This is a genomic window from Flavobacterium procerum (assembly GCF_042431625.1).
Taxonomy (GTDB): domain Bacteria; phylum Bacteroidota; class Bacteroidia; order Flavobacteriales; family Flavobacteriaceae; genus Flavobacterium; species Flavobacterium procerum.
Map to the genome: position 1 here is coordinate 186736 of NZ_JBHLYW010000032.1, position 23748 is coordinate 210483.

Here is a 23748-nt window from a genome sequence, read left to right on the forward strand (position 1 = left end):
ATTCTTTTCTTTGAAATTTAGATTAAAAAAAATAACCTCGAGACGCGCCTTTTTAATTTATGTGGCCGTTTCTATTTTCCTTACGGTTTCTTCTGTTTATATTCTCAGTAATCTAATTACCGATATAACAGAAACAGCAAATAAGGATAAAGCACGACGTAACTCTATTCAAAAAAGAGAATTAATGTCGCGCGAATTTTCGAGATTTCTGGAACAAGAAAACAGAATCAAACATGTTGTAGAAATTAGCAATAAATCTAATCTAGCGACTAATATAAAACTACTTTCTTCAGTTCAGTCTGTCAATTTAATGATAGTTGATACTTGGTTCCAGATTAATGATGAAAAAATAGAATTTGGTACCGATTCTATTGCTGATGAAGTAAAAAAGAATGTTGCTGATTTTATTTTTAAAAATAAGAACACTACACGAAGCAACACGATTCTTCGACAAGGAGAAAAATGGATTTGGAGAATCTACTTTAAAACCATCTCTAAAAATCATACAACGGTTCGTTATGGCTACGATATCGCTTTAAAAAAACTAAGTGATTTTTTCTCGAATGTAGACAAAACAGCTTCGAGCTATACTTTTGTGTTTGATTCTACAGGAAGATGTGTCTATCATCCAGACTCTACTTTTATAGGAAAAAACATTTATGCGATTGCGCCTATTAAGCCATCCGATACGATTTTTAATCGCGATAAAGATTATACTACAAGAGTCGTAATGTCTGAATATTTAAAATTGGATGTCATCAGTTTTACATCGAGATTAGATGTTAAAAATCTGCCTTGGTATATCCGTGTTAATTTTCCGAAAATTTTTGAGGATGAGAATGTTTTATTGACAAAAAAATATTCAACTTGGACATATTCGATAACAACGGTTATGCTTTTGCTAATCTTCTATTTATTTTCTTATGCAAACAGACGTGCCTATAGAGAAAAAGGAATTGCTATAAAGGAAAAAAACCGACTTCTGGTTGAGAATGAAAAAATTGTAAAAGAAAAAGTTTTAATTCAATTACAGCATCTAAAGGAACAGATCAATCCGCATTTTTTATTCAATTCGCTAAACTCTCTTTATATGTTGGTGGGAAGCGATGTAAAGACAGCACAAAAATTTACGCTGAATCTTTCGCGTATTTATCGTTATTTGATAGATCCACCAGAAAATAATATTGTCAAGCTGAAAGAAGAATTGTTATTCATAGAAAAATACATCTTTTTGCAACAGACACGTTTCAAGGAAGAATTATTCTTTTCAATCAAAATTGAAGACGAGAGTGCATTGGAAAAATCTATTCCGTATTTGGCATTTCAGATTATTATCGAAAATGCCATAAAACACAATATGGCTACACAGGAAAATCCGCTGACGACAGAAATTGTTGTTCAGAAAAATCAGGTTGTAATTAGCAATAATTTGCAGAAAAAATCGCATTATATACCAAGTACAAAATTTGGTCTGAAATACCTTTCAAGCACCTATAATTTCTACGGAAAAACCGATTTTGAAACATCAGAAAAAGACGGCAAATTTGTATGTATCTTGCCTTTAATATCTATTCACTCCTAAAAAAAAGCCATTCACTCCATTTTGTTTTTTTTCTGCTTTATAATAGAATAGTTTCGGCGAAAATTAACTTAAACTTAACATCAAAATGAAGGAAAAGGCATTCCTACATAATGTAAAATTATTCTGCTTACTCATTTTACTATTATTCATTCCGGTTACAGTTCTTTCGCAAAAAAAGAAGAAAAAAGACGCTGAAACTGAATTAGTAAAAAAAGATTCTACTGACGCTAAAAAAGGTAAAAAATATAATGACCTTGTAAAAAAGGGAACAATAAAAAAAGGACTATTCAACATCATTCAAGTTAAAACCGATGTTTATTTTGAAATTCAGGATAGTTTGTTTAAAAGAGAATTTCTGCTTGTAAATAAATTATCTCAGGTTCCTTACGAGATTAACGAGCGTGGTTTAAACAAAGGGATGAATTACGAAAACAAAATCATTTCCTTTTACAAAGATACAATTGCAAAAAAAGTATGGGTAAAAACCTATCAGCCTAAAGTTTCTTCTCCTAAAGAAGATGCCATCACAGCTTCTGTTGTAGACAATTTCTCCGAATCGATTATCGAAGTTTTTGACATTGAAACCAAGAACAACGATTCGACTTCAGTTGTTATTAAAGTAAACAAGATTTTCGACGGAAAACAGAAAAGCTTTAATGATGTTTTTAATAACATTGGCTTAAGCGGTTCTGCAAAATCTGATTTATCCTATATCGAAGGATTAAAATCTTTCCCTAAAAACATTGTAGTAAAATCACAGCTTACAACTTCTTTCAGCGATAACGGTCCGACAGTGCCGATTACCTTGGGAGTTACAACTAATATTATTTTATTGGATAAAACTCCAATGAAACCACGTTTTTCTGACAATCGAATAGGTTACTTTACTGAAACGCATTGGTACTTTGCCGATACACAGCAGGCAATGCTTGAAAAAGAATTGATTACACGCTGGCGTTTAGAACCTAAAAAAGAAGATGAAGAACGTTATTTGAAAGGTGAATTAGTAGAGCCGAAAAAACCAATCGTTTATTACATCGATCCGTCTACTCCAAAACAATGGAGACAATACATTATTGATGGAGTTCACGATTGGCAGGCAGCTTTTGAGAGAGCTGGTTTTAAAAATGCGATCATAGCAAAAGAACCTACTGAAAAAGATTTAGATTTTGACATTGATGATGTACGTTACTCGGTTATCACTTATGCTGCATCTCCAAAATCTAATGCCATGGGCCCGTCGGTTGTTGACCCAAGAAGTGGCGAGATTATAGAGGCAGATATTATCTGGTGGCATAATGTGATGACTTCGCTACACAGCTGGATGCGCATTCAAACTGGGCCAATCGACCCGAAAGCAAGAGGAAACAAATTTAGTGATGAACACATGGGTGAAGCGATTCGTTTTGTATCGTCTCACGAAGTTGGACATACATTTGGCTTAAAACACAATATGGGATCTTCTTTTGCTTATGATGTTGAGTCTTTGCGTTCTAAAGAATTCACAGCAAAAATGGGCGGTACTGCTCCTTCTATCATGGATTATGCTCGTTACAATTATGTAGCACAACCTGAAGATAACGTGACAGTGATTACTCCAAAAATTGGAGAATACGATAAATACGCCATCGAATGGGGTTACAGATGGTACGGACCAAACGATGACGAAACAGCAAAACTGAATGAAGCGATTACAAAACACCAAAATGATCCGATTTATTTTTATGGTGAACAACAAGGAAGTGTAATTGACCCGCGTTCTCAGTCTGAAGATTTAGGAAATGATGCTGTTAAAGCAAGTGAGTATGGCTTGAAAAACCTAAAACGTGTAGTTGATAGTATCGTAAGCTGGACTTATGACAAAGACAAATCTTACTACGAAACTGGTAAGCTTTATATTGGGGCTATCGGGCAATGGAAAATGTACAACCACCATGTTATGAACAACATTGGTGGGGTTTATCTAAATACAACGGTTCACGGAGACGGTAAACAAAGTTACGTTCCTGTGCCGGCAGCAATGCAAAAAAAGGCAGCAGATTATTTAAACAGAAACATTATCACGATTCCGCAATGGTTGTTTTTTAATGATATTCTGGAAAAAACAAATCCATTGAAAGATTCTCCTGTTGGACCTTACGAGTACACGCCTTATACATTGGCTAGAGAACTTCAGTACGACGTTATCTACCATTTATTCAGTGATGACCGTCTGCTTAGAATGACAGAAAACGAATTATTTCAAAGAAACAAAACCAAAGAGGCTGTTTTTACCGTAAATGACTTGTTTAAAAAAATACATCAGAACGTATTTGCAGGAACCATTCAAAATAAATCTTTGACTATTATGGAAAGAATGACGCAGAAAAATTATGTTGATGTTTTGATTGTTTCTACCAATATTTTGTTTGAAAAAACGGACACTAAGAAGAACCTTGAAATTCAGCAGACTTTAAACATGCCACATTTATGTAGTTATTTGGATGATGCTCATATGGTACGAAACATCAATCAAACAGCATTAAAAAGAGTTACAGAAATTACTTCTGATAAAAAAGGAGAGCTGAACAAAGTGCTTCAATTATTAAAATTGAAGAAAAACACCGGAGATCAGTCGACCAAAAACCATTACTTCGATTTAATACAAAGAATCGAAAAAGCCCTGAATAATACAACCTTTTAATAATTACACAACCCAAAACATGAAGAAAATTTTACATGCCTTACTGCTGTTCCTGGCCATCGCAGGATACTCGCAGGAAACCCGAACTATTACGGGAATCATTCAAGATGAAGCAGACTTGTCGCCAATTCCTGGTGCATCTATCTTCGTTGAGAATAATTCCATTTCAAACAAAACTGCTATGGCAGGTATTATTCAAAGTGAAGGAATCGGAACTACTACAGATTTCGATGGTAAATTTACCTTGAAAGTTGGAAAAAATGTTACTTCTTTAAGAGTTACGTTCATGGGATACAAATCGTATACACTTGAATTGGATGCTCAAAAAAACTATACAATTAACTTAAAATCTGAAACTGCAAAACTTCAAGAGGTTGTTGTAACAGGTTACCAAAAAATTGAGAAAAGAAAGCTTACTGCTGCGGTTACCAAAATCGACATGGCTGCAATTCAGCAGACAGGGGTTTCAAGTATTGACCAATTATTAGTTGGACAAATTGCCGGAGTTGCTGTAAGTACACCATCTGGAGCACCTGGAGCACCTGCAAAAATCAGAATCAGGGGTACTGCTTCTCTTAACGGTTCTCAAGATCCATTATGGGTACTTGATGGTTTACCATTAGAAGGAAATGATGTTCCTAAAAATTTCGATAAAGATAATATCGACGTATTAAACAACTATTCTATCGCTGGTTTGAACCCTGATGATATTAAAGACATAACAATCTTAAAAGATGCTGCTGCAACGGCTATTTACGGAGCTCGTGCCGCAAATGGTGTTATCGTGGTAACGACTAAAAAAGGACGTGCCGGTAAAATGGTAGTAACTCTTAACACGAATACCTTTATTACACAAAGACCTGATTTTTCTAAATTAAACTTAATGAACGCAAACGAAAAAGTTGATTTTGAACTTGGTCTTGCTTCACGTGAGGAATTAACTTATAGAGCTGACGGTGGAGATATTATGCGTATCTTAAACGGATCAAATGAATTAGCAGCATACAGAGCTGGTGGATTCTCTGCTTTGAGCCCTCAAACACAACAATCAATCAATACTTTAAGAAACAACAATACCAACTGGGGTAATTTATTGTACCAAACTGCTATAAACACGCAGCACGGTTTAAGCTTATCTGGTGGTGGAGAGAGATCTGACTATTATTTCTCTTTAGGTTACTATGATGAAAAAGGAGCTACTGTAGGAACTGGATTTAAACGTTACAACGTAACATTAAAAAACAACTACGAAATCACTGATAAATTTAAAGTTGGTGTGGGTATTTTTGCTTCAGAAAACAAAACTTCATCTTACCTAACAGATGCTTATGCTTTTACAAGCCCATCTAACTACTCAAGAAATGTAAACCCATATTTAACTCCATACAACCAAGATGGAAGTTACAAATATGATGCTGATATTGTTGGATACTCTGATCGTAAAGTAGATTTCAACTTCTTAGAAGAAAGAGAAAACACTTCACACGAATTAAAAACAAGAGCTGTTAAAGCCTTATTAGATGCTGAATACAAAGTTACTAAAGACTTAAAAGTAACATCTCAGTTAGGTTTACAATTAGACAATTCATCAAATGAAAAATTTGCTGGTAAAGACACTTACTACACAAGAAACGTAAGAGAAAAATCAAGCTACTTCAGCGGTGGAGTTCAAAACTACTTCCTTCCTGTTGGTGGAGTAATCCAAAACACAAACACCGATTTCTTTCAGTACAACTTGAAAACAATGGTGAACTACTCTAAATCTTTAGGAGAGAAACACGAAATTGAAGCAATGGTGGGTAACGAGTTAAGAAGAAACTACGTTACATCAGTTTCTACTAAAGGATTTGGTTTTGATGAGAAAAACTTAACTACGCAGCAGATTATTTTCCCGAATTCATCTTTTGCTAGAGAAAGAGATTGGATACAATATGCGAAAGCTAAAAATGAAAATGCATTTGCATCTTTCTTTGCTACAGCTTCTTATACTTACGACAGAAAATATAGTATTTTTGGAAGTGTTAGATACGATGGTTCAGATTTATTTGGTGTAGATCCTAAGTATAAATATTTACCATTATGGTCATCATCTGCTTCATGGGCAGTTTCAGAAGAAAACTTCTTAAAAGACAACCAGACAATTTCGAACTTAAGACTTCGTGCGTCTTACGGTTTACAAGGTAATATTGATAAAGGTACTTCTCCTTATGTAATTGGTCAATACAATTCATCAGTTATTCTTCCAGGACAAGCAGAACAAAATATTGTAATTGACAGCCCACCAAATGATAAATTACGTTGGGAAAAAACTACAAACACTAACGTTGGAGCTGATATTGGATTATTCAACAACCGCATCAGCATTGTAACAGATATGTACGGAAGAAAAAGTAGTGACTTAATTGCATCAAGAGCGCTTCCGTTAGAAAATGGTTTTGAGTATACAAACTTGAACTGGGCACAAGTGAGCAATAAAGGTTATGAGATTACCCTTTCTACAAAAAACATTGACCGTCCAAACTTTAAATGGAATACAAGCATTAACTTCTCTCACAACAAGAGCAACGTAGACCGTGTACAAGTTCGTGATACTGAATATCTTCCAAACAGAGAAGGATATGCTGTAAATTCTGTATTCGGATTTAAAACAAACGGAATCGACGAAAACGGTTACCCTTTATTTGTAAACAAAAAAGGAGAAACTGTAAATACTCAAACATTCTTTGGTTTATACGATCCTTATGCTGACTTTTTCCCTGGAGAACTAGCACAGTCAAAATTAAGTGCAGCTGAATTTAGAGATTTATTTGTTTACTTAGGAGACAGAGATCCTAAATTTACTGGTGGTATCACAAATACATTTAAAGTACAAAATTTTGATCTTGCAATTGCAGCTTCTTTCAACATTAAGCAAACTGTAACAAGAACTCCTCCTTACAACGGAACAATTGTAGATAGAGGACAGAACTACAGCAGAGACGTTTTAAATGCATGGTCGCCAACAAACACTTCTTCAAATTTACCTGCGGTAAATGGTAAAGATTTAGCAGCTGGAGATTCTTATATGGCGTACTTATGGTATTCTGGACAAAATCAAATCACTACCATGAATTATTTAGATACATGGGTTAGTGAAATGAGCTACATGAGATTAAGTAGTATCCGTTTAGGTTATACATTCCCTAAATCGTTTACAGATCAAATCAATATTGCAAGCATTAGATTCAATGTTGAAGCTAGAAACTTATTCGTAATCAGCTCTGATTACAAAGGCTACTTTGATCCTGAAACATTCGGAAATATTTATGCACAACCAGTTCCTAAATCATTCACTTTAGGATGTAATGTAACTTTCTAATTAAAATTAAAGATGAAAAAAATCTCAAAATATATATTACTTTTTGTTGCTGCGATTGCCGTAACAAGCTGCGATGACTATCTAGACGTTCAGCCTGTTGGTCGAGTTATTCCTGAAACATTAGAGCAGTACCGCGCGGTATTAACAAAAGCATACCATGGTTATCCTGAGCACAAATCATTATCTGCAGTTCGTACTGATGAATTGGCTATTGATGAATTCGGTGATGAACTTAATCTTTACAAAGATATTTATATCTGGAAAGATGCAAATCCTGATGCTAGTACAATATCTTTTCAGTATGCAGCTTTATACAATATCATTTTTTACACTAATGTAATTATTAATGAAGCACCTGGCAAACTAGGTAATTCAGCTGAAAAAAACCAATTAATTGGTGAGGCATACGCTTTAAGAGCTATGGCTTATTTTGATTTGATTAATCTTTTCGGAAAGCCTTACAATGCAACAACTTCTGGTTCAGACAAAGGAGTTCCATTGGCTTTAGAAATTGATTTAGAGCAGGTTTATGTTGCTCAGAGTGTTGAAGTAATTTACAATCAGGTAATTTCTGACACTGAAAAAGCAGAAAGTCTGATTAATTTAAGTACACAACCAACAGGTAAAAATTACCGTTTTTCTAAAGTAGCTTTATACAGTTTAGAAAGCCGTATTTACTTATACCAGCAACAATGGCAAAAATCTTTAGATGCTGTCAACAAAGCATTAGCGATCAAAAATGAGCTTGTTGACTTAAAAGCAACTGCTGTACTTACGACAAAATACGATTCAAAAGAATCTATTTTAGCACTTGAGAATACATACACTCCAAGTCTTAACCGTCTTTTTTATGCATCAGCAGATTTAACTGGCTCATATACAAGAACGACTGACTTACGTTTTCCTCTTTACTTTAGCGCAAGCGGAAGCCGTTTCAGAATCCAAAAAGGAGGTGATAATGACCGAAGATGTTCTTTCAGAACTTCTGAACTGTATTTAACAAAAGCAGAAACTTCATTAAAATTGAACAACATTGCTGATGCTAAAACAACTATGATAAGTTTTGTAAAAAACAGATATACTAATGCTGCTTTTACACAGCTTGAAAGTGATATCAATGCAATGAATGCAGCTGATTTGAATACCTTCATCTTAGCAGAAAGAAAACGTGAATTTGCTGCTGAAGGGCACCGTTGGTTTGATTTGAGAAGAACAACTCAACAACCAATCGTTCACTCTTTCAATGGTGAAGATTTTAATTTGATACAAAACGATCCGCGTTATACGATTATCTATCCGATAGAAGCGAGATTAAACAATCCCAATCTATAATACCTATTGTTTTTTTTGAAAGAGGTCCGGCTTTTACAGCCGGGCCTCTTTTGCATATTAATAAAAAAGATTAAAATGCATTTTTATTAAAAAAAAATAATAAGCTAAATTATTACAATAAAAACAAAAAATAGATATTTAGCTACAGATATAACTTACGATATTTACTAGAATTTACAACAATTAAATACATTACTTACAATATTAAAACAACATTAGAGCTGGGCTAAATAATCATTTTAAAAGCTAAAAAATTAGAGAAAGTTTTTTTTCTACTTTTGCGGAAAAATTCAAAAATGAAAATTGCCATTGTTGAAGACGAATATCTTGCTTCCAGTTATCTGAAATCTATCTTAGAACAGCAAGATATTTTACAGCTTTCTCAAGTCACAGTTCTTAAATCTGTAAAAGAAGCTGTAGCATATTTCAGCGAAAACAAACCCGACCTGGCTTTTATGGACATCCATCTTGGCGACGGAAAAAGTCTGGACATTTTTGAAAAAACTACTGTCTCCTGCCCTGTCATATTTGTTACGGCTTATGATGTTTATGCCATTTCGGTTTTTAAACATTTTACAATCGATTATCTTTTAAAGCCTTTTGAAGAAGAAGAATTGTTTGAAGCGCTTCACAAATTCAAAAAAATCAAAGACAGTTTCAACATTGACTCTACCATTGAATCCTTGGTAGCTCTTGAAAATGATGAAACTAGTAAAATTCAACGTCACTTTTTGGTAAATCACGGCTATAAGCTTGTTTCAATCAACGAGAGCGACATCACCTTTTTTGCAGCAACAGGAAAACATCTTTTTATTTACACTAAAACCGGAAACAGCTATTTGTACAATAATACACTGACTGATATCATTACTAATCTAGATCCTTTCAATTTTTTTAAGGTAAACCGAAAATATATTGTAGCTCGAGACATTATTAAAGAAGTAGTGAAACATTCGCATCAGAAAATCGAATTAAAACTCACCGTAACGGCTTTAGAAGAAGACCCGATCATCATCAGTAAAAAAGAAATAAACAACTTTAAAAACTGGCTTGATCAATAAATTTCCTCTTAAAAAAAAATTAAAAAATCTACAGGATTCGTAATTTATGGTAGGAAATTCAGTTTTAAAATAGCAAAACACCTTTTTAAAAGTTAAAAAAGCGTTATAAGAATCATAAAACTAATACTCATAACCAGCTTATTAACATTCTTTTTTGGTTTATTCTTTATCTTTGAGAAACAAACATCAAATGAAAAAGGAATATGCCACATATACGATTTTATCCAAACGAAGAGTTTAAAGAAATAGAAATAAATGCCTCATTACAATTAAGATACGCCATTTCGAACAGAGGGCGTTTAATAAGTTTTACTGATGAAATTGAAAATGGCCGCCTCCTTAAAGGCGGTTTGAGCGATGGTTATCCAACCTTTCGCTTTAAAGTAAAACAAGACGACAAAATCGTCAACAAATACTTATTCTTATACAAACTTGTAGCGCAGTATTTTATCCCAAAACATTCTGAAGACCAAACTTATGTACTGCATCTGGATTACAACAGAAGCAATGATGATGTCAATAATCTCAGATGGGCTACCAAACAGGAAATGATGGATCACAGCCGCAAAAGTCCGCGTGTGATTCAGGCGAAAAAAAATCTAATCGAACACAATCTAAAAGCAGACGGAAGAAAACTCACTACCACAAAGGTAATGTTGATTAAAAAAATCCTCGCCCGTCCCGAACAAAAAACACGTTTAAAAATGATTGCTAAACAATTCGGAGTCAGTGAAATGCAGATTCGCAGAATCGCCAGCGGAGAAAACTGGGGACATGTGAAAGTTTAATTTCTTTCAGGTTGCAAAACATAATTTGCCACGAATTCCACAAATTTTCACTAATTCTTAAGATTCGTGTTAATTTGTGGAATTCGTGGCAAAACTTTTTGATAAAAGCTTAAAACTTGAGACCTCAAACTGGAAACAAAAAAAACAATCCCAAAAAATTAAAATAAATCATTAAATTCGCAAGCACAAATAACAAAAATAAAAATCGAAAGTGAGTTTCGGAATTATAAACTTCATTTTCGGTAGTTAATACTAAAAACCAAAAAAATGAAATACGACGTTATTGTTTTAGGAAGTGGTCCTGGAGGATATGTAACAGCGATTAGAGCTTCTCAATTAGGCTTTAAAGTAGCTGTAGTAGAAAAAGAAAACTTAGGTGGTGTATGTTTAAACTGGGGATGTATCCCAACTAAAGCATTATTAAAATCGGCTCAAGTTTTTGATTATTTAAAACACGCTTCTGATTACGGATTGAAAGTTTCTGAATTCGACAAAGATTTCCCTGCAGTTATTCAACGTAGCCGTGGTGTTGCTGAAGGAATGAGCAAAGGAGTTCAGTTCTTAATGAAAAAAAACAAAATTGACGTTATCGAAGGTTTTGGAAAACTGAAACCAGGAAAAAAACTTGACGTTACTGATAAAGACAATAAAGTTACAGAATACAGCGCTGATCACATTATCATCGCAACTGGAGCTCGTTCTCGCGAGTTGCCAAACTTACCTCAAGATGGTGTAAAAGTAATTGGATACCGTCAGGCAATGACTTTGCCAACGCAGCCAAAATCTATGATTATCGTTGGTTCGGGAGCAATTGGAGTTGAGTTCGCTCACTTCTACAACTCAATGGGAACAGACGTTACTATCGTAGAATTTATGCCAAACATCGTTCCTGTAGAAGACGAAGACATTTCTAAACAAATGGAGCGTTCTATGAAGAAAGCGGGTGTAAAAATCATGACTAACGCTTCTGTAGAAAAAATTGATACTTCTGGAAACGGAGTAAAAGCAACTGTAAAAACAGCAAAAGGAGAAGAAATTCTTGAAGCTGACATCGTACTTTCTGCAGTTGGAATCAAAACAAACATTGAAAACATCGGTTTAGAAGAAGTTGGAATCGCAGTTGACAGAGACAAAATCTTAGTAAACGCTTACAACGCAACTAATATTCCTGGATACTATGCAATTGGAGACGTTACTCCAGGTCAGGCTTTAGCTCACGTTGCTTCTGCTGAAGGTATCAACTGTATGGAGAAAATCAAAGGTCTTCACGTAGAACCAATCGATTACGGAAACGTTCCTGGTTGTACTTATGCTACTCCAGAAATCGCTTCTGTAGGTTTAACAGAAAAACAAGCAAAAGAAAAAGGTTACGAATTAAAAATTGGTAAATTCCCATTCTCAGCTTCTGGAAAAGCAAAAGCTGCCGGAGCTGCAGACGGATTCGTAAAAGTAATCTTTGATGCTAAATACGGAGAATGGTTAGGATGCCATATGATTGGTGCTGGTGTTACCGATATGATTGCTGAAGCAGTTGTCGCTCGTAAACTAGAAACTACTGGTCACGAAATCTTAAAAGCAATCCACCCTCACCCAACAATGAGCGAGGCGGTTATGGAAGCTGTTGCTGATGCTTACGGCGAAGTAATTCACTTGTAAAAATATACCGTTTTACGGTTATATATAATTTTCAATTTATAAAATCCGATTTGCGAAAGTAAATCGGATTTTTTTATGACATTTCTGCAAAATGTTTTTACTTGTTCAGTAAAAATTATTCTTTTCAATAAATTATATTTGAACCATAATCACTTTTGAATTCTTTATTTTACAATAATGAATCCAAGTCTAATTTTAAAAAATGCAGGACGACATCAAAATAATAGCAAATCCTAGTTTATTTCAAGTTGCTATAGGACTAATCGCTATTTTATTTTCAGGAAGCTTTGTATTCATGATATATGCTGGCGGTGGTCTAAATGGCAATGATGACACTATTATACTTGCTTCAAAAATCATGATAAGTTTGTTCTGTTGTTTTGCTTTACTTGGTCTTTATCTACTGTTAGTTACAAAGAAAATAATTCTTACGAACGACCAATTGATAATTAGATATCCTTTGCTTTTTAAAACCAAGGAAATTGATATAGAAGAAATCAAAAAAGTGAGAATAGAAAAATACAACATAAAGCATTCTCGAAATTTCTCGGAAAACGAGATATACACAGGCACAAAAATAGTTATAGAATTTTTTGAATTAAAAAAGATTGCAATTACGTCATTAGAAGTCTCAAACTATAAAAATTTAGCTCATAATTTAAAAAACTCAACAAATTCTTATTTCAGAATCAGAGCGTATGAAGGCAATAAAAATTACGGCGAAACAAAATTTATAGCCTATACATGGCTTGTTTTTTGTCTTCTTTTAACTTTTGGATTAATAATAGCGCTCATAAATAAAAATATGCAACCAACTTAGTTTATATTTGACTAAATATAAAGCCATAAAAATCAAATAATTATCTAATTGACTAATTATCAAATTTTCTAATTATCAAATTGACTAATTATCTAATTAAAAAAAATGACCACCGATATCATAGAAGTAAACAATTTTATTGTCTTGATTGAACAATCCAATTCGAATAAAGAATTTATTCAGAAATGCGAAATAGATGGTGACGCGGTTGGTTTTGCTTTTTACGGATCAGGAAATGTCGAATTAGAAATAAAACACAACAATCAAATAAAATACTTAACCAATACAACTGGTTTGGCGATTTCCTTTTTCGGAAATCAAAAAGTGGAATTTGCTCATAAAATCGCACCCGAAAAGCCATTGCAGTCAATCAGTATTTTTGCAAAACTAAAGACACTGCAAACTTTACCACAGACCGAAAAAGAAATTTTCGAAAAAAAGTTGCCCGATTTGGTAAATCCGAAAGCACATTTTGTAAAAGGCCCAACTCTATTTATGACTCTCGAAATGCAATTGGCCGTTCAAAAAATATTCAACACTACTTATACCGGAAATACTAGGCTTTTGTTTTTAAAAAGTCAAGTTAATGAACTTCTTGCGCACTATTTTGCTCTTTTAGACAGCGAAAGAAAAAATGAATTGAGTGAAAGAGAAAAAGAACAGCTTTTTCAGGCTAAAGATATTGTAAGCAGCAATTATTCACAACCTCCTACAATAACTGAACTTTCTAAACTGATTGGACTCAACAGCAATAAATTAAAAAAGAATTTTAAAGAATTATTCGGAATTCCGGTGTATAAATACATTCACGAAGAACGTCTTAACAAAGCTTATGAATTGCTTTGCAACAGCGAAAAAACAGTACAGGAAACCGCTTGGGAAGTAGGTTACGAAAGCCTGAGCTCATTTTCTAACGCCTTTCAGAAAAAATTCGGATCTCGACCAAACGAAGTCAAAAAACAATTCCTTTCAAACAAATCTTAATTCTTTTCAGACAAATGTTTTTATGATGAAGACGGCAACTTTGCGTCATCATTAATCATAAAAACATTTTACAATGGAAACAAAGAAAATTTTAATTCTAGGCGGCAACGGAAAAACAGGACGTAGAGTTGCTGCATTACTAAGCGAAAAGAACAATGTAGAAATCAGAATTGGTTCAAGATCAGCAGCTATTCCTTTTGACTGGGAAAAACCCGAAACTTGGCCTAATGTGGTCAAAAACATCGATAGTGTCTACATCACATTTCAACCGGATTTGGCTGTACCAACCGCTCCAAAAATCATTCAAGACTTTACAATCTTGGCAACCAAATACGGCATAAAAAAAATAGTTTTACTATCTGGCAGAGGCGAAAAAGAAGCACAAATCTGCGAAGAAATCGTAAAAGCAACAGCTCAAAACTGGACAATCGTACGTGCCAGCTGGTTCAATCAGAATTTTAGCGAAAGTATTTTTCTAGAACCAATTTTATCTGGATTCGTCGCACTACCAAAAGCCGATGTTTTAGAGCCTTTTACAGATGCAGACGATATCGCAGAAGTTGTTGCGGAAACACTTTTAGACGAAAAACACAACGGAAAAACCTACGAACTTACAGGTCCTCACCTGCTTACATTTGAGCATGCTGTAAAAGAAATTGCAACCCAAACAGAACGAAAAATCATTTTTCAGTCCCTTACATTAGACGAATATATAAATGCACTTCGTGAGTATCATGTTCCTGAAGAAGAAATCTGGCTCGTAAACTATTTGTTTTCTGAAGTGCTTGACGGAAGAAATTCTTCTATAACAAATGACATTGAAAAAGTTCTTGGACGCAAAGCAACCGATTTTAAAGAGTATGTGAAAAAAACATCACAAACTGGAGTCTGGAACGAAATAAGCCAATTGTCATGAATTACTTTAGAGCCATTCTTTCAGGAGTAATAGTGTGGATTTGTGTCGCAGTTTCTTTTATGATTTTAGAAAAAATTCCTTTCCTAAAAGAATCACTAAACTTACAAACTTTGATTGTCTGTTTTTTAATTATTCTTTATGCTATTTTAGGAGCTTCATTTTATTATAAAAAAGAAAACAAAACTTCTGGTTTTCAGTTGGGTTTGATCATGTCTGCAACAGCTATTTTAATGGATATAATTGTTTTTGTGCCTTTGGTTGAAATTCCAAAAGGAAATTCTTATCAGGATTTTTTCAGTAATCCTTTGTTATGGATTTTGGCTTTTTTAAACGCAATGACTGTTTTTTTATATTGGAAAATCAAATACAAAATCAGAAAATAATCCAAAAATTGAATCCGGTTTTATATAAAAACCGGATTTTTCTTTTCAAATCTAATCTACAAGTATCTCAGACACTATTTATTATAAAGATGAAAATTGTTAAAAATTTGACCTAAAAAAGCATTGTACTCGTCCTATAATTCTTATTTTTATTCTTTATAAATAAGATGTTATGAAACTGCCATTTATTGAAATAATCGAGGCCACAGCCAGTAATCCTAATTTACTCATGTGGAAGTTTTACGACGAAGACAAGGAAATTAAAAACGGAGCAAAACTGACTGTGCGTGAAAGCCAGAAAGTTATGTTGTTAAACGAAGGCCGTCTTGCAGATGTTTTCTCTCCTGGATTACACACTTTGTCTACAGAAAACATTCCAATTTTAAGCAGCTTAAAAGGATGGAAATACGGATTCGAAAGTCCGTTTAAAGTCGATGTTTATTTTTTCAACACACATCAGTTCATCAATAACAAATGGGGAACTCCTGCTCCTATTTTACTAAACGATCCACAATTCGGACAAATCAGAGTTCGAGCTTTCGGAAGTTTTGATATCAGAATTGCCGATCCTGCCAAATTTTTTACGCAATATGCTGGAACTTATGAGCAACTTACCATTTTTGAACTGCAAAGCCAGCTGCGAGATTTTGTGGCTCCAAAATTTGGAGAAGTTTTGGCAAACGAAAATATTACTATTACAGATGTAGCCGGAAATATTACACAGTTAAGTCAAAAAATCGAACCTTATCTAAAGCCTTATTTCCTTCAATTCGGAATAGAACTCACACAATTTGTAGTTACAAGTGTCACGCTTCCGGAAGAAGTTACAGCACATTATGACAAAATCACCAATATGAATATGGTAACCGATATGGATAAATTTACCAAATTCAATACCGCTACAGCAATTGGCGATAAAGGAACCGCGCTTCACGATGCAACGCAAAATGCGGCAAGTATGGCGCTACTTTTAAATCAATTACAGCAGAATAAGGAAACTCCAAAAGAAGAAAAAGACGACTTGACCTCTAAACTTCAAAAATTAAAATCTTTGTTTGATGCTGGCTTAATTGATGAAGACGAATTTAAAGCCAAAAAAGCAGCATTATTAAGTCAGTTATAATGGAAGATAAAAAAGTAAATTCATTTTTGGACAGGCTCAAAGAAAAAGCAAAAAACCAATCCAATTACGGAGGCGATCCAGAAATCAGTGAAGCAAAAATGCAGCTTAAAGATTGTCCCAATTGTGGTGCCGGAAGAGCCAAACAAGATGGACTGACGCATTGCGCTTATTGCGGATTTGAGTTTTTGAGCGTAAAACTCACAGACGGAGTTTATATTAAAAAAGAAGACAATTCACTTTAAAAAATCAAAGAAAGTGTTCGGATTATTCAATAAAAAACAAAATCAAAGTCAGGAAGCAATTCCTGAATGGCATTCGGAACTTGAGGAATCAAAACAGAGATGGTTTGCCTTTCTTGAGAAATTGGAAGCCAAAATGGAAGAATTCGCAACAGCGGCAATTCCCGAATTAAAACAACTTCTTCAAGAAGATGACGATTTGTATAAAAGAACTTTTCATAGAGTCTATTCTGGTGTAAACGGTCAAATCCAAAACATTAGAGAGAAAGCCAGAGACACTTACGAAGAAAAGATAATTGACGTTTACAACTATTACAATTCTCAAATATCCGTTTTAAGTCCGCATCATGATTTGGTTTCTGATTTTAGAAATACCTGTTCTGATCGTTATAATGATTTTGAAGATAAATCAGAATACTGGAGAAACGAAATCGAAAAAACACAGGAACGCGATCTTGAAATTGAATATCAAAACATCATCAACGAATTCGAAACTGTAAAAAACAAATTCAACTGCACCCAATGCGGTGGCGGTCTTACTATTGATCGGATTTTCTTGATTGAAACCTATATTTCCTGTCCTTACTGCAAAACGCAGAATACTTTTTCGCCAAGTACTCAGGCAAGAAATCTGCAAAATATAGCCCGCGATTTGGCTGAACAGCGAACAGCACATCTTAAAAAGGATTTCGAAATCGAAAACAGCAAGGAAAGAGAATTTTATTATCAGATCCATGAATTGGAACTGAGCAAAATACATCAGTCAGACAAAAATGTTTTAAGTGAAATCCAGTCTAAAATAGACGATTTGGAAGAGCAAAGAAAATTTGTGATTCAGAATGCTCCAAAACTCAATCAGCAATATTTAAGGGCAATGTACGATGAATGGAACAAAATAACGCCCGATTTGAAAGATCACAACGAAAAAATGTATCAGAATCAACTACGATATTTATAATTTATTAACCCCTAAAAAAAGAAACATGTTTAAAAAACTTTTTGGTTCCTTAACCGGCGACAACAAACCTGAAACTCAAAATTACGAAGCTCAAGATTCTAGCATCGATAACCAAACTGATTATGAAGATAATTATCAGGAAACAGAATACGATCCTGAAACTTTGCACGGAACGCATTATTCTGTAGAAGATTTTGATAATGAAGTAGCCGAAAGAGCCGAAGCTTGGATTGCTGACGAACGTGCAAGCGGAGAAAATCTTGATGAAAAAGACATTCAAAACATTTATTTCAACTATAGAAGAGCGGTTTACACAGAATGGAACAACTGCGATTCTGACCAAATGATTCGTTTTGAACATGCAAATTCTTTAAAATATACAGGAGTTCAAACATCTGGATTTGTAAAAGTAGATGACAACAATCCGTTTCTTGAGCCAGTTCACGGTGTAGATTTAAGAACTTACACTGCAATGTGTCTTAAAATCAGTGCCGGAATCGATTATCTTGAAGTTTGCCGAGCTATGGGATTTGAACCAGCCGTTTGGGAAGAACTAAACACAATCTGGCCACAGCGTATGGGCGAAGATACTTCATTTACAGTTACAACTTTGTTTGGACAATATTATGCTGAAAATGTAACGGTTCCGCAATTAGAAAACCTTAAAGCTGCAATTTCTGAAGAAGGAGCTGCTAATTTAGAAAGAATGAAAACTGACCGTTATTTCTACGAAGAACTTGCTGGAGCAAGACAAGCAGCTTATGAATATGGAATTGATGGTGCACAATGGATTTTGGATACTTTCGGAATCAATTTAGCTGATTTCCAATCTGTGGCAATGCAGTGGATGACAGAACAAAATCAAAACTGGAATTCAGAAGACATTATTAGATTTTCTGATTATCAGCAGGAAAAACAAAAAGAATATGCAGCGAAATTTGCTGCTGAACAAGGCGGAAATGTTGCCGATGATGTAAATTTCTAATTTATTTCCTTCAAACCAGAAAAATCCGGCTTGCAAAAAAACAAGTCGGATTTTTTTTCGTTATTACTCTCAAAAAAATTGTACTAAAAATTTAAAATAATGGAAAACGACAGAATCTTCTTTGCCGATGGAGAAAATCCGAAAATGATAGAAGCCTATAAAAAAGCACAGGAAACTTTTAAATATTTCTGGAGAGAACTCTCTTGGGAATACCGCAGAATTATTCCAGCATTGGATGTTGCTTGCGTAAAATTGGCTTTCACTCAAGAAATTGATGGCGAAACCATTGTCGAACATATGTGGATCAATGACATCAATTTTGACGGTGAAAACATTTATGGCGTTCTCATAAACGATCCAGGCGAATTGACAAATGTGCAAAACGGCGATGAAATTGCAATACCGATAAACCAAATCAGCGATTGGTTATTTGCAACGCAAGGCAAAACTTATGGCGGTTTTACGATACAAGCTATGCGTTCTGAAATGAGTGAAGCCGAAAGAGAAGAGCATGATGATGCTTGGGGAATGGATTTTGGTGATTACAACGATATCCTGCTTGTTTATGAGCAAAAAGAAAAACCAGAAAACCTTATTGAACATCCGATGAGTAAAAACATGAAAGATAGCCTGATTGAATTTGTAACGAACAACCCTCAAGAAGTGAGTTCTCAAGACGAACAAGGTTATACTTTTCTGCACCGCGAAGCAATTGCTGGAAACCAGACATCGGTAGAAGTATTACTCGCTTCGGGAGCAGATAAAAATGCGGCAAACCAACACGGCAAAACAGCATACGATTATGCCAAACAATTGCAATGGGAGCATTTATTTCCGTTATTAGAATCATAAAAAAAATAAAATGGCAAATTCTTTTTATTCACATTTAGCATTTCTTCCGCCTTCATCCAATGCGAACTTAGTGGTTTTAAAAAATCATCTAGAAACTTTTTATTCAAGACCTGTAATTACTGATAAACCTCAAATTGTCTTAAGCGAAAAACAGATCACAATCACTTTTAACGATGGATATAACTTTTATATTTATTTGTCAGAGGAAAAACATGTAAATGAAGAAGCCTTGGAAATTGCCGAAGATTTAGAAGAAGATTGGAACGAAAAGCCTTTCGATAAAGAAAAATTAAAAACGGCCCAAAAACGTTTTGAAGTTTGGGGAGATCAGGATTTTGATATGGATTATTTTAACGACAGTCTTTTTATAATAGACCAAATTGAAAAATTCGATGATGTTATAATTTTTCAAAACCAATAAAGCAATTAAGTTATTGCAAATTCTATTTTCTTTAAAGTAAACTGAGATAAAAAATCTTATTATAGTATTTTATTTTTGAAAGAATTTTAACGCAATTATTTTAATAACTTTATATTCCACAAATCTTAAAAGTTATGAAAGAAGTATGTATTGTTGAATTTCCATCAAATTTGGGTTTAAAAGAATCTGAACCAGGAAAAGAGCCCGGAGTTAATCGTCTCCCAGATTGGTTGTGGAAACATAATCTTCATACTTTCATTAATCCAAAAAACATTAAAAGGCTAGATGCTCCAAAATATTCTAATAAGATAGATCCTGAAACAAAGATTCTAAATGCCAATGCATTGGTCGATTATTCTCGAGAACAGGCCTATTTAATCAATAATTTACTAAGTCAGAATAAGTTTCCTTTTGTTTTGGGTGGTGACTGCAGCATACTCTTAGGAACTGCAATAGCTTTAAAACAAAAAGGAAACTACGGCTTATTTTACCTTGACGGACATACCGATTTTATGGATGTCTCATTGTCTGAAACTGGTGGCGCGGGTGGTTTGGCAGCTTCTTTAGCAACTGGAAAAGGTCCTGAAAAACTAAGTAATATTCTGGGTTTGCAACCTTATATAAAAGAAGAAAATCTTTGGTGCGCAGGCAATCGAGAATATGACGATGAATACGAGAACGAAATCAGAAATTCTTCTGCCACTTATGTAAGTCTGCGAGATCTTAGAAAAAAAGGAATTAGAAATGCTGCAAATCTATTTCTTAATGAAGTTGAAGAAAAAAATCTCGATGGTTTCTGGCTCCATATAGATGTAGATGTTTTAAACGATCAAATCATGCCTTGCGTGGACAGCAGAACGCCCGATGGCCTTACTTATGACGAATTTAACGAATTGAATTCATATTTGTTTAAAAGTCCAAAACTTGTCGGTCTTGAAATTACAATCTTAGATCCCGATTTAGATCCAACGGGACAATACACTAAAGAATTTGTCAACAATTTAAGCACCGTTTTTAAAAAATATTACAATAACACTGTTTTGTAAACAAGGCATCATGTATGCTTATTTAAAGCAATAATTCTCTTCTGCCAAGACTTTTAGAAACAATAAGAAAACGTTAAAGATTGTGATAAAATCCAGAATCGTATTGTAACCTAAATCGGTAAAGAGTATATTTAGGAATTCGAATCAATCGAAAATGCATTTAAAAAGTACAATTCAAAAAAACATGATCAAAGATTTAGGACACCATTTTAAAATCATAGACAACAAAATGATACTTCAGTTTGACAATGAAGTTTTTAGAAAGTATTATAAAGTCATTGATTTTGAAAGTTTTGAATTGCTTCAGAGCAATGATTCTACACATCATTATTTTAAAGACAAAACAAATGTATACATTTCGAGCTATATGTGTGGTTTTGCTGTTTTAGAAAATGCGGATCCAGCGAGTTTTCGTATTCTCGATTTTGAAAAAGGCTTTACAGCCGACGATTCTAATTATTTTTATTTTGATGAACGACTTCCCTATGATTTTTCAAAAGCAGTAATTCTGAATAATCATTATATAAAAGCCAATCAAAAAATCTACAGCGGTTATACAAACGAAATAATCGGCGTCGATATTGAAAGCTTTGGAATTCCGCATCCAGATTTGATTGAAAACATTTCTAAGGACAAAAATCATGTCTATTTTCGAAATAAAATTATTGAAGATGCAGACCCTTCCAGTTTTCATTTTTTAGAAAACTGTGTCAACAATCAGGAATATTATCAAGAATGCGACAATGCATTTTATGCTGTAGATGCCAATTTTGCTTGGTTTATCAGAACAATAGCAAAAGAGGTCAAAAAAATTAAAAGCAAAAGTCTCAGCAGTTTTCATTTTAAAGTAATTGATGAGCAAGGCTATGCTTTTGACAACGAATACCAATATTATTTTGGAAAAAAAACGAAGCGCTCTTCATAACTTCATATTCATTATTCTCTAAAACCTGATTCAGAGCTTAGCTGATGATCATTATAGAACCAAGAAAAACCGATTTTACAGATTTAAGAACGTTATTCTTAAACGAAAGAATTACTGCATTTTCATGGCTTGATACTACAAAATTCAAATTAGAAGATTTCGACAAAGAAACCCAAGGAGAATTTATCTTAACTGCACTTTTAGATGACAGACCAGTTGGTTTTATTTCAATCTGGAAACCCAATCATTTTATTCATCACTTGTACATTCATCATGAATACCAAAACAAAGGTATCGCAACTGCATTATTAAAAACAGCAATCGAAAAAACAAAATTGCCAATGCGCTTAAAATGTCTTCTAAAAAACACCAAAGCCGTTGATTTTTACCGTAGAAAAGGTTTTATCGAAAAAAGCAAAGGACTATCTCCGAATGGTGAATATATTTTGTTTGAATTGACAAAAAATACTTTACTTTAGATTTTAGAATATACTATTCGAACACCCAAAACAAATCTAACAAATTAACCAAAGAATGAATGCGACAGAAATACCAATCGATCTGAAAGAATTACTTCAAAATGAAAAAACAGATTTTATTATAAAGGCAAAACGTCACGAACCGCTCAGAAAATCAGTGGGTGGTGTATTTATAGGACTTGCAATGTGTGCTTTTATTAGCATGTTTGTATTTGCTTTTTTTAATGAATTATTCGAAGAGGAAGAAGTTTATTTCGAAAGCAATGATTCAGAATTAATTTTGCCGGGACTTATCATTTTTGTCTTACTGTCAGCAGGAATCTATGTACTTATTTCCGGAATTATTTCATTGTTTAAAGAAGGAGGTTATTTTGTTGGTACCGAAACCAGATTAATTCATTTCCGCAAAGGGAAAACCACAATTACAGACTGGGAACAGTTTACCGGAAATGTAAAAATTAAAGCCAAAAACAATTTTGGAGATTTAGAATATCAATTAAGAACAGGTAAAACTGAAAGTAGAAAAAATGGTCCTGATGTTTTTGTTCCGGATATTATCTACATTGCCGCAATCGAAAATGTATATGAGATTGAAAGAAAATGCAAAATAAGAATTAAGGAAAACGATCCGACTCCAGCTGTTGCAGTAAGTTAAAAAACGTAATCACGGCCATAGCAGTTTTGCTCTAAACTTATAAATTTGAAATTATGAATGAGGAAATCAAAGCTTATAACGATTCACAAAATACGGAAGATAAAGAAATATGTAATCTTTTAGAATTTGAAATCAGTACTATGCTAGCAGAAGCAGAAAGTAAAATCTGGCATCGGCATCCGGTTTGGTTCTTAGATGGAAATCCGGTCGCGGGATACAGCAAACTCAAAGATTCTGTGCGATTACTATTCTGGAGCGGACAATCATTTGATGAAGAAAAACTCCAAAATGAAGGTTCTTTTAAAGCGGCTGAAATGCGCTATACATCTGCATCGCAAGTCGATAAGGAAGATTTAAAACGCTGGCTCAAAAAAGCAAGGGAAATTCAGTGGGATTATAAAAACATTGTCAAACGCAAAGGAGTTTTACTTCGATTAAAATAATACTATTCAAAAAACTATATTTATAATGAAACTATTGACGCCGATTACCTTTATCTTTT

Annotated in this window: 22 protein-coding genes; all 22 read left to right on the top strand. The window is 33.9% G+C overall.

From position 1 onward, the window contains the following. Window positions 1-10 precede the first annotated feature (10 nt). The 22 genes from ACFFLS_RS25005 to ACFFLS_RS25110 all read left to right on the top strand — a co-directional run bounded on the left by ACFFLS_RS25005 (window position 11) and on the right by ACFFLS_RS25110 (window position 23689). A complete protein-coding gene (locus ACFFLS_RS25005) occupies window positions 11-1582 on the top strand; it encodes a histidine kinase (protein ID WP_379689723.1) in 1572 nt (523 codons plus the stop codon). A gap of 85 nt (window positions 1583-1667) precedes the next feature. Further along, entirely contained in the window at window positions 1668-4265 is a 2598-nt protein-coding gene (locus tag ACFFLS_RS25010) for a zinc-dependent metalloprotease (RefSeq protein ID WP_379682683.1), read from the top strand. 19 nt (window positions 4266-4284) lie between these two features. Continuing rightward, a complete protein-coding gene (locus ACFFLS_RS25015) occupies window positions 4285-7623 on the top strand; it encodes a SusC/RagA family TonB-linked outer membrane protein (RefSeq protein ID WP_379682684.1) in 3339 nt (1112 codons plus the stop codon). 12 nt (window positions 7624-7635) lie between these two features. Beyond that, a complete protein-coding gene (locus tag ACFFLS_RS25020; protein ID WP_379682685.1) occupies window positions 7636-8955 on the top strand; it encodes a RagB/SusD family nutrient uptake outer membrane protein in 1320 nt (439 codons plus the stop codon). A 296-nt stretch (window positions 8956-9251) separates the two neighbouring features. Then, entirely contained in the window at window positions 9252-10016 is a 765-nt protein-coding gene (locus ACFFLS_RS25025; protein WP_379682686.1) for a LytR/AlgR family response regulator transcription factor, read from the top strand. 203 nt (window positions 10017-10219) lie between these two features. After that, window positions 10220-10804 carry an NUMOD4 domain-containing protein gene (locus ACFFLS_RS25030; RefSeq protein WP_379682687.1) on the top strand — a complete coding sequence of 195 codons (585 nt, stop codon included), beginning with the start codon at window positions 10220-10222 and terminating at the stop codon, window positions 10802-10804. A gap of 267 nt (window positions 10805-11071) precedes the next feature. Beyond that, entirely contained in the window at window positions 11072-12460 is a 1389-nt protein-coding gene (gene lpdA / locus ACFFLS_RS25035) for a dihydrolipoyl dehydrogenase (RefSeq protein WP_379682688.1), read from the top strand. Between the two features lie 202 nt (window positions 12461-12662). Beyond that, window positions 12663-13280, top strand: coding sequence for an EbsA family protein (locus ACFFLS_RS25040; RefSeq protein ID WP_379682689.1), 618 nt, complete (start codon window positions 12663-12665; stop codon window positions 13278-13280). 105 nt (window positions 13281-13385) lie between these two features. Beyond that, window positions 13386-14264 (top strand): helix-turn-helix domain-containing protein, encoded by an 879-nt coding sequence (locus ACFFLS_RS25045; protein WP_379682690.1) that lies wholly within the window; start codon window positions 13386-13388, stop codon window positions 14262-14264. Between the two features lie 73 nt (window positions 14265-14337). Further along, complete coding sequence (locus tag ACFFLS_RS25050; protein ID WP_379682691.1) at window positions 14338-15180, top strand: Rossmann-fold NAD(P)-binding domain-containing protein; 843 nt, start codon at window positions 14338-14340, stop codon at window positions 15178-15180. Then, the gene (locus tag ACFFLS_RS25055; protein WP_379682692.1) at window positions 15177-15563 is read left to right on the top strand and encodes a DUF5367 family protein; all 387 of its coding nucleotides are present in this window, start codon (window positions 15177-15179) and stop codon (window positions 15561-15563) included. The genes ACFFLS_RS25050 and ACFFLS_RS25055 overlap by 4 nt, the downstream gene beginning before the upstream one ends. Before the next feature lie 172 nt (window positions 15564-15735). Further along, window positions 15736-16686, top strand: a complete 951-nt coding sequence (locus ACFFLS_RS25060; protein WP_379682693.1) for an SPFH domain-containing protein — start codon at window positions 15736-15738, stop codon at window positions 16684-16686. Further along, a complete protein-coding gene (locus ACFFLS_RS25065) occupies window positions 16686-16928 on the top strand; it encodes a hypothetical protein (RefSeq protein ID WP_379682694.1) in 243 nt (80 codons plus the stop codon). Before ACFFLS_RS25060 ends, ACFFLS_RS25065 begins: the two co-directional genes overlap by 1 nt. A 13-nt stretch (window positions 16929-16941) precedes the next feature. After that, a complete protein-coding gene (locus tag ACFFLS_RS25070) occupies window positions 16942-17883 on the top strand; it encodes a hypothetical protein (RefSeq protein ID WP_379682695.1) in 942 nt (313 codons plus the stop codon). A gap of 25 nt (window positions 17884-17908) precedes the next feature. Next, window positions 17909-18868: a DUF6620 family protein gene (locus ACFFLS_RS25075; protein WP_379682696.1), complete on the top strand. Its 960-nt coding sequence runs from the start codon at window positions 17909-17911 to the stop codon at window positions 18866-18868. Between the two features lie 99 nt (window positions 18869-18967). Then, window positions 18968-19720 carry a DUF2314 domain-containing protein gene (locus ACFFLS_RS25080; RefSeq protein WP_379682697.1) on the top strand — a complete coding sequence of 251 codons (753 nt, stop codon included), beginning with the start codon at window positions 18968-18970 and terminating at the stop codon, window positions 19718-19720. A 10-nt stretch (window positions 19721-19730) separates the two neighbouring features. Beyond that, complete coding sequence (locus ACFFLS_RS25085; RefSeq protein ID WP_379682698.1) at window positions 19731-20141, top strand: hypothetical protein; 411 nt, start codon at window positions 19731-19733, stop codon at window positions 20139-20141. Between the two features lie 134 nt (window positions 20142-20275). After that, window positions 20276-21187, top strand: a complete 912-nt coding sequence (locus ACFFLS_RS25090) for an arginase family protein (protein ID WP_379682699.1) — start codon at window positions 20276-20278, stop codon at window positions 21185-21187. Between the two features lie 184 nt (window positions 21188-21371). After that, window positions 21372-22112, top strand: coding sequence for a DKNYY domain-containing protein (locus tag ACFFLS_RS25095; protein ID WP_379682700.1), 741 nt, complete (start codon window positions 21372-21374; stop codon window positions 22110-22112). A gap of 44 nt (window positions 22113-22156) precedes the next feature. Continuing rightward, window positions 22157-22591 (top strand): GNAT family N-acetyltransferase, encoded by a 435-nt coding sequence (locus ACFFLS_RS25100; RefSeq protein ID WP_379682701.1) that lies wholly within the window; start codon window positions 22157-22159, stop codon window positions 22589-22591. Between the two features lie 55 nt (window positions 22592-22646). After that, complete coding sequence (locus ACFFLS_RS25105; protein ID WP_379682702.1) at window positions 22647-23246, top strand: hypothetical protein; 600 nt, start codon at window positions 22647-22649, stop codon at window positions 23244-23246. Between the two features lie 53 nt (window positions 23247-23299). Continuing rightward, the gene (locus ACFFLS_RS25110; RefSeq protein WP_379682703.1) at window positions 23300-23689 is read left to right on the top strand and encodes a DUF1801 domain-containing protein; all 390 of its coding nucleotides are present in this window, start codon (window positions 23300-23302) and stop codon (window positions 23687-23689) included. Window positions 23690-23748: the final 59 nt, after the last annotated feature.

Coding starts and splice junctions, on each gene's coding strand:
- ACFFLS_RS25090 (WP_379682699.1), top strand. CDS start 20,276: ATGAAAGAAGTATGTATTGTTGAATTTCCATCAAATTTGGGTTTAAAA.
- ACFFLS_RS25105 (WP_379682702.1), top strand. CDS start 22,647: ATGAATGCGACAGAAATACCAATCGATCTGAAAGAATTACTTCAAAAT.
- ACFFLS_RS25095 (WP_379682700.1), top strand. CDS start 21,372: ATGATCAAAGATTTAGGACACCATTTTAAAATCATAGACAACAAAATG.
- ACFFLS_RS25040 (WP_379682689.1), top strand. CDS start 12,663: ATGCAGGACGACATCAAAATAATAGCAAATCCTAGTTTATTTCAAGTT.
- ACFFLS_RS25050 (WP_379682691.1), top strand. CDS start 14,338: ATGGAAACAAAGAAAATTTTAATTCTAGGCGGCAACGGAAAAACAGGA.
- ACFFLS_RS25045 (WP_379682690.1), top strand. CDS start 13,386: ATGACCACCGATATCATAGAAGTAAACAATTTTATTGTCTTGATTGAA.
- ACFFLS_RS25020 (WP_379682685.1), top strand. CDS start 7,636: ATGAAAAAAATCTCAAAATATATATTACTTTTTGTTGCTGCGATTGCC.
- ACFFLS_RS25075 (WP_379682696.1), top strand. CDS start 17,909: ATGTTTAAAAAACTTTTTGGTTCCTTAACCGGCGACAACAAACCTGAA.
- ACFFLS_RS25085 (WP_379682698.1), top strand. CDS start 19,731: ATGGCAAATTCTTTTTATTCACATTTAGCATTTCTTCCGCCTTCATCC.
- ACFFLS_RS25060 (WP_379682693.1), top strand. CDS start 15,736: ATGAAACTGCCATTTATTGAAATAATCGAGGCCACAGCCAGTAATCCT.
- ACFFLS_RS25025 (WP_379682686.1), top strand. CDS start 9,252: ATGAAAATTGCCATTGTTGAAGACGAATATCTTGCTTCCAGTTATCTG.
- ACFFLS_RS25015 (WP_379682684.1), top strand. CDS start 4,285: ATGAAGAAAATTTTACATGCCTTACTGCTGTTCCTGGCCATCGCAGGA.
- ACFFLS_RS25055 (WP_379682692.1), top strand. CDS start 15,177: ATGAATTACTTTAGAGCCATTCTTTCAGGAGTAATAGTGTGGATTTGT.
- ACFFLS_RS25030 (WP_379682687.1), top strand. CDS start 10,220: ATGCCACATATACGATTTTATCCAAACGAAGAGTTTAAAGAAATAGAA.
- ACFFLS_RS25080 (WP_379682697.1), top strand. CDS start 18,968: ATGGAAAACGACAGAATCTTCTTTGCCGATGGAGAAAATCCGAAAATG.
- ACFFLS_RS25065 (WP_379682694.1), top strand. CDS start 16,686: ATGGAAGATAAAAAAGTAAATTCATTTTTGGACAGGCTCAAAGAAAAA.
- ACFFLS_RS25010 (WP_379682683.1), top strand. CDS start 1,668: ATGAAGGAAAAGGCATTCCTACATAATGTAAAATTATTCTGCTTACTC.
- ACFFLS_RS25110 (WP_379682703.1), top strand. CDS start 23,300: ATGAATGAGGAAATCAAAGCTTATAACGATTCACAAAATACGGAAGAT.
- lpdA (WP_379682688.1), top strand. CDS start 11,072: ATGAAATACGACGTTATTGTTTTAGGAAGTGGTCCTGGAGGATATGTA.
- ACFFLS_RS25100 (WP_379682701.1), top strand. CDS start 22,157: ATGATCATTATAGAACCAAGAAAAACCGATTTTACAGATTTAAGAACG.